This window comes from Providencia burhodogranariea DSM 19968 (genome assembly GCF_000314855.2).
Classification (GTDB): Bacteria; Pseudomonadota; Gammaproteobacteria; order Enterobacterales; family Enterobacteriaceae; genus Providencia; species Providencia burhodogranariea.
In genome coordinates this window covers 1,802,015-1,808,014 of the sequence record NZ_KB233222.1, presented here as the reverse complement: position 1 = coordinate 1,808,014, position 6,000 = coordinate 1,802,015, and the positions used below count along the sequence as shown (strand labels likewise).

Below are 6,000 nucleotides of genomic sequence, written 5' to 3'. Positions count from 1 at the left end.
TTCTGAACTAGGAATAGAAGGATTTGCCTCTAAGTAAGTCACAAGTACTGTGATTTTTTTATAAAAATAATCGCATTCACTCTCGCCAGCATCAACCTTTGTGAAATTTTTTAGTCCTTCAGGTATAAGATCTGCTGCATTAATATTTATTAACTCGGAGTATTGACCATTTTTCACCTGCTCGATAGTAGAGGTGATTTTGTCTTTTAAGTTAAAAAACATAACAGTGAGGACAATAATAATAATTAGCAACACAACACTGATAATGAGACTAATGGGTAATAAGTATTTTTTCATTGAAGTCCTTTGATTTTAATCCGAATAGCGGAAAGTGGATTTAACTTAGGGTAATGCACATAAATTAATTTAAATAGCTTTTTCTGTGGTGACTCTGAAAAATTGATTCTACCAATGTTCTCCATTAATACTTTCACGACAAAGGATTGTTTTAATTCGATAGTTTTTTGATTGTTTAGCCAAAATAGGCAGCATTATCAATGGTAAATGTTTGAGTCTCTATTGATTGTGCAAGTTGGTCACGCGTTTCATGAATGAACTCCGCATCTATATCAAAATACGCTTTTCCAACGTGCCCTGTGAAATGAATAACGAGGGAGTAGGCATTGCATTCGATGAATTGCTCTAGTGGTTCAAAACCTGAATCAGACAGCGTTTCTAACGCGGCAATCAGTGCTACTTCATATTCGCCAGGAATGCGTGAATGAGTTTACCAAACGATATTTGGAGCAAAGCCCGGGATTAGATCTGGCTTTTACTGCCTTCACGTGCCGGTATAATCTGATGATTGGCAGGCAAATCGGGGGGCATGTTTTGTATCGGGCCCATTTCTACTCCTCAATTAAACTGATTTCGATTTGGTTTTCATTAAGACGTGTCGGATAAGTTTTTAAATCACGACCACCAGGTTCGCGTAAACATTTACCGGTTCTAATATCAAACAATGCCTCGTGGAGCGGACACTCCACTTTGCCATCTTCAACAAATCCTTGGCTTAGTAAGGCGTAAGCATGTGGGCAAATATCTTCCATGGCATAATATTGACCGTCGACCAAAAAAATGCCGATCTCGGTATCTTTGACTCGAGCTGAATAAGGAAAATTTTCTTGTACTTGCGAGACATCACAGACTGCTATCCAACTCATATTGCTTCCTCTTTGCACAGCAAAACAAATTTGTTTCATATATAAAACATTGTTTGTTATTTAAAACTAGATTAGTTGCGTGAGTGATAAGTAGTCAATGTAATATTGTCACTATGTGAAATATTTATTTTGATTTGTGCAGTATATCGTGATTATGCTGATTTTAAGTCTCTTATGTGAAACTTAAAGTATAACAAATGATGGATTTATTGAACCAATACAAAGAACTAAAAAAGAATATTTAATCTATTTGGCGTCATTTTCGGCGGAGGGTTATAAAAATTCTATATTGAGAGGAAACATCAACAAAAGGAAAGAATATTGAGAAGCTATTATATTAGAAAATATAAGCAGGAATAGTATAGTTAAAATTATTAGAAAATAAGTGGAATAGCTAGAGATTAATAATAATTTTTATTAATCATGTGGTTAAATGAAAAGCCCACTGAAGTGGGCTGAAATATTAGCGTACAGTTAAGACCGAAATTTTTGAATTCTGAATGACCATAGTGGCAGTTGATCCTAAGAAGTAAGTCGACATATCAGGTCTTCTTGAACCAATAACAATTAAATCGGCCTCAACATTATCGGCAATCCGTAAAATTTCATCTCGAGGTGTTCCCATTACCACTTGCGCAGTAAATTTACCTTTTGGAAGGTTAAATTCTTTAATTATATCAACCAATTGATTGGTGACCTTATCTTGCTCGCTATCTACTTTTTCGGCAAAGCCAAAGCCCATTGAAGTATAAAATGGCACTGTAGGAATAACAGCTAAAAAGTGAATATGAGCATTCTCTGACTCAGAAAGATATTGAATATGGGGTAGGACCAGATGAGCTAAATTTTTCTCAGTAATATCAATAGGAACTAAAATTTTTTTATACATTTTGTTCTCCGAACAATCATCAATGATATACGCGTGTTACTTCAAGATGTAGCAGGTTGTATAAGTCAGCTATACGCTTGTCATACTCAAGTTGCATGGTTGTAGACTGTTCTCAGTGAGTCGCTGAGTTTATTTCTACTCCCACCTATTTACCCTTATCGCCATGCAAATCGAATTATGTAGAATCGATTGATGCTAACTCGGTTTTTTATAGGCATAACCGGATTGTCAACCCACACATAACTCAAAGTATATTGGTATATCAGCATAATCTGTTTGATTTAGAAAATTATTGGGTACAGGTTCAAGGTTAGTATCTAATAGATGCAAAGCTAAAATGATGAATGCAAATAGCAGCACTAACTATCAATAAAAATACATCATTTTAACAGCCAATACTTTGACGGTGTATTCAAGTTCGAGAATTAGCTCCTAATATTGATTACTCAAGCTAATCAAATAGGTCAAATAAAGAGCAAATAGCGATTGTTCGATATATTGTTTATATAAATAATCAGTTTTCTTCCTTTATCGTTTTAACTATTATATGCTTTATATATGATATGTAATATTTTGTATGCTAATGAGGTGCTGTTTTGGGGATTGTGAAAATTTCTGATGACTTACATGATTATTTGCGTCGTGCCAGCCAAGTGATGTCACGCTCTATTAATTCTCAAGCTGAGTTTTGGATAAAAATCGGTATTCAAGCAGAACTCAATCCAGATAAAACCTTCACTATGCTTATTAGTGAAATGTTAGAAAAAGAATCCGTTAATCATAAAGGGAAGTACCATGAGTAATATCACAATCAAAACAGCTGAAGAAATTGAATTGATGCGTGAATCCGGTCGTTTATTAGCCAAGGTATTTACGATGTTAGATACTTTTATTGTGCCGGGCATTACGACCATGGAAATCAACGATAAGGTTGAGGATTATATTGTTAATGATTTGCAGGCTAGGCCGGCAAGTAAAGGGCAATACGATTACCAATATGTTTTAAATACCTCGCTTAACGAGGTTGTTTGTCATGGTATACCTAAAGTTGATGAATCTCTGAAAGCTAAAGACATTATCAATGTTGATATCACATTAGAAAAAAATGGTTTTATTGCCGACTCAAGTAAAATGTATGTTATGCCTGAAGCATCACCTTTAGCTCGTAAATTAGTCAAAGATACTTATGAAGCTATGTGGGAAGGTATTAAGCAAGTTAAGCCAGGGGCGACATTAGGTGATATCGGTGCTGCTATTCAGCACCATGCTCAAACAAATGGTTACAGTGTCGTACGTGAGTATTGTGGTCATGGTATTGGGCGTGAGATGCACGAAGACCCACAAGTATTGCATTATGGTATTCGTGGACAGGGAATACCACTAAAAGAGGGAATGACATTTACTATCGAACCAATGATTAACCAAGGTGGTATGAAGATCAAAACTAAAAAAGATGGTTGGACAGTTGTCACTCGCGACAAAAAACTATCAGCTCAATCGGAACATACTATTTTAGTCACTGAAAATGGTTATGAAGTATTAACTTTACGAGATGAAGAAAAAGCATTTGTTGTGAAAAATAACCTCTAAGATTTGTTAGTGGTAAATGATCAATGATAAAAGGCCGCGAATGAAAGCGGCCTTTTTACTTTATTGATGTTTATAGTCTATGCCTAATTAGGATTATCACGATATCAATAATAATTGATTTCATAGCGAGTACTATACTCACTATGAACATTCAATTTTTCAAAGATAAAATCAATGGCAAGTCTTGTCTTATACGGTAAATAGTTTTTATTAGGATATACTGCATAAATATAGTGCTTTGGTAATGAATAATGAGTAAGCAGAGGAACAAGTGAACCATTTTCGATGTATGGTACGGCAATAAAGCAGGGTAGCAAAGAAATACCAACATCCTGAATGACTGCTTGTAGAAGGGATTCACTATTATTGACGATAAAGTTTCCTGTGGGGCTAATATTCTCGGATTTATTATTCTTATGAAAAACCCATTCTTGTCCAGATTGGTACAATGAATAAAATAAGCAGTTATGGCTTTTTAGATCTGCAACTGTATTTGGAATTCCTTTTCTATGCAAATACAGTGGTGAGGCACACAAAACACTATAACAAGGCGTTATTTTTTTTCCGATCAGTGACGAATCAGGTAAATCACCAATTCTTATCGCCACATCAAACCCTTCGGCGATGAGGTCCACAACCCTATCATCTAAAATAATTTCTGTTTGCAAATCAGGAAATCGTTTTAAAAATTCAGGCATTATTTTAGATAAATGCAAAGTGCCGAATGACATTGGTGCACTAATTTTTATTTTGCCAGCAGCTTTAATATTGAGTTGAGTAATTGCATCTTTTCCTTGTTCGAGAAAAGAATACGAGGTTTTTAGATATTCAATATAAGTTGTACCTATCTCAGTTAAGCTAATTTTTCGTGTTGAGCGATTAAATAGCTTTACGCCCAGATGACTTTCTACAGTGCTGATCGATTTACTGACAGCAGATTTTGTCATGTGCAATTTTTCTGCTGCCCTTGTAAAGCTTAGGCTTTCAGCCACTTCAATAAGGATAGGAATCGAGTTTAAATCATGCATATTGTCAACCTATGATGAACAATGTGTTTCCTATTTTATATCTTAAATTGTGTTGTAAGCAAAACTATAATTAGGTCATCTTTATGTAGAGTCATCATTATGAAAAATAAATTATTTTTACCCTTACTTGCTATTGTATCCGGTATATTACTCACCTTAATGATCATGAGTAATAGCTATTTATCACAATTTACATCACCAGTAAAAGCTTCTTGGTTAACCCATGGAGTTGGTGCCATCTTTTCTTTATTCATATTTATGATTTTTGGTTTAAAGAAAATGACAATAAATAAAAAGGGAAAAGCGCCATTAATTGGCTATTTAGCCGGGATCCCAGGTGCGTTTACAGTATTACTAGCTGCGATCACGGTGAATAGTTCTCTGTCTTTATCCGGTAGTATTGTTTTAATGCTGGTAGGGCAAGTTATTTTTGGTCTTATTATCGATTATTTTGGTTTTTTTAATATTAAAGCAAAAGGGAACAAAATAAAGCGCCGTGATCTCATCGTGGCTGGCTTATTTGTATTAGGTAGTATATTCATCGTACTAGGGAAGTAAATATGTGGTTTTTTGTGATGATAGCCCTTGTTAATGGGGTTTGTATTGTGACTAGTCGTACCCTCAATGGATCACTGGCACAAAGTAAAAATGCTTTTTATGCCTCACTGGTCAATCACATTGTCGGATTTTTATTTTTAAGTGTAGTACTTATTTTTCGTCAGGAGCTATTTGTTGTTGATCTGCGTGGGATACCTTATATCGCATTTGTAGGTGGTATTATAGGAGCATTCTTTGTTGTTATTAATAGTTATGTATTACCGAAGTTAGGTGTCACATTGACAACATTATTAGCAATCAGTGGGCAAGTCGTTTCAGGGTTTGTTTTAGATGTTATCAATGGCCATATTGGAAGCAGTTTGACATTACAATTGATTGGCTTATTACTTATTATTGCAGGAGTATTTTATCAATATTTCAAAGTGGATTGATAAGATATAAATTATTTTTTGTATCTTATGATATTTTAATAAAAAGTGATTAAAAATGAAGAGATCTTAATAATAAAAAAACAAATACTACTGATGTATCTTGTACTACTTGTCATACCTCAAGGTACAGTAGATATTACAGATATAATGTATTACAAAGCTAGACGATTCATATTGTTTCCCTTGTGTGTATCGTCTAGCTTTATTTCATACCTACTTACACGGTCAATTGTTCTAGATAAGAATCACTATATTCTAATTGATGGTTTTATCATTTAGATATTTCAATGCTTTAAAAGTAAAGTTAATTTAAGAGGTTTTATCTTGTCAGTGTATTTTTG

Annotated in this window: 8 protein-coding genes; 4 read left to right on the top strand and 4 right to left on the bottom strand. The window is 34.2% G+C overall.

The genetic code is table 11. The annotated features are described in order from the left end of the window. The 3 genes from OOA_RS20605 to OOA_RS07730 all read right to left on the bottom strand — a co-directional run. Positions 1 to 297 (bottom strand): hypothetical protein (locus OOA_RS20605; protein ID WP_008911588.1); only part of this gene is annotated, 297 nt, incomplete at its 3' end. 551 nt (positions 298 to 848) lie between these two features. Then, positions 849 to 1,163 carry a Rieske (2Fe-2S) protein gene (locus OOA_RS07735; RefSeq protein ID WP_008911587.1) on the bottom strand — a complete coding sequence of 105 codons (315 nt, stop codon included), beginning with the start codon at positions 1,161 to 1,163 and terminating at the stop codon, positions 849 to 851. Between the two features lie 463 nt (positions 1,164 to 1,626). Beyond that, positions 1,627 to 2,052, bottom strand: coding sequence for a universal stress protein (locus tag OOA_RS07730; protein WP_008911586.1), 426 nt, complete (start codon positions 2,050 to 2,052; stop codon positions 1,627 to 1,629). 596 nt (positions 2,053 to 2,648) lie between these two features. On the opposite strand from OOA_RS07730, the gene OOA_RS07725 reads away from it, so the two are divergent. Then, positions 2,649 to 2,855 (top strand): ParD-like family protein, encoded by a 207-nt coding sequence (locus OOA_RS07725; protein WP_008911585.1) that lies wholly within the window; start codon positions 2,649 to 2,651, stop codon positions 2,853 to 2,855. Further along, positions 2,848 to 3,642: a type I methionyl aminopeptidase gene (map, locus tag OOA_RS07720; RefSeq protein WP_008911584.1), complete on the top strand. Its 795-nt coding sequence runs from the start codon at positions 2,848 to 2,850 to the stop codon at positions 3,640 to 3,642. The genes OOA_RS07725 and map overlap by 8 nt, the downstream gene beginning before the upstream one ends. Before the next feature lie 104 nt (positions 3,643 to 3,746). On the opposite strand, the gene OOA_RS07715 is transcribed toward map, so the two are convergent. Further along, entirely contained in the window at positions 3,747 to 4,670 is a 924-nt protein-coding gene (locus tag OOA_RS07715; RefSeq protein WP_008911583.1) for a LysR family transcriptional regulator, read from the bottom strand. A 99-nt stretch (positions 4,671 to 4,769) separates the two neighbouring features. On the opposite strand from OOA_RS07715, the gene OOA_RS07710 reads away from it, so the two are divergent. Continuing rightward, positions 4,770 to 5,228 carry a DMT family transporter gene (locus OOA_RS07710; RefSeq protein ID WP_008911582.1) on the top strand — a complete coding sequence of 153 codons (459 nt, stop codon included), beginning with the start codon at positions 4,770 to 4,772 and terminating at the stop codon, positions 5,226 to 5,228. Between the two features lie 2 nt (positions 5,229 to 5,230). Beyond that, positions 5,231 to 5,659 (top strand): DMT family transporter, encoded by a 429-nt coding sequence (locus OOA_RS07705; protein WP_008911581.1) that lies wholly within the window; start codon positions 5,231 to 5,233, stop codon positions 5,657 to 5,659. The last annotated feature ends 341 nt before the right edge of the window (positions 5,660 to 6,000 follow it).

Bases quoted from the DNA above. Each gene is read 5' to 3' on its own strand.
- OOA_RS07710 (WP_008911582.1), top strand. From the start codon at position 4,770: ATGAAAAATAAATTATTTTTACCCTTACTTGCTATTGTATCCGGTATA.
- OOA_RS07705 (WP_008911581.1), top strand. From the start codon at position 5,231: ATGTGGTTTTTTGTGATGATAGCCCTTGTTAATGGGGTTTGTATTGTG.
- OOA_RS07715 (WP_008911583.1), bottom strand. From the start codon at position 4,670: ATGCATGATTTAAACTCGATTCCTATCCTTATTGAAGTGGCTGAAAGC.
- OOA_RS07730 (WP_008911586.1), bottom strand. From the start codon at position 2,052: ATGTATAAAAAAATTTTAGTTCCTATTGATATTACTGAGAAAAATTTA.
- map (WP_008911584.1), top strand. From the start codon at position 2,848: ATGAGTAATATCACAATCAAAACAGCTGAAGAAATTGAATTGATGCGT.
- OOA_RS07735 (WP_008911587.1), bottom strand. From the start codon at position 1,163: ATGAGTTGGATAGCAGTCTGTGATGTCTCGCAAGTACAAGAAAATTTT.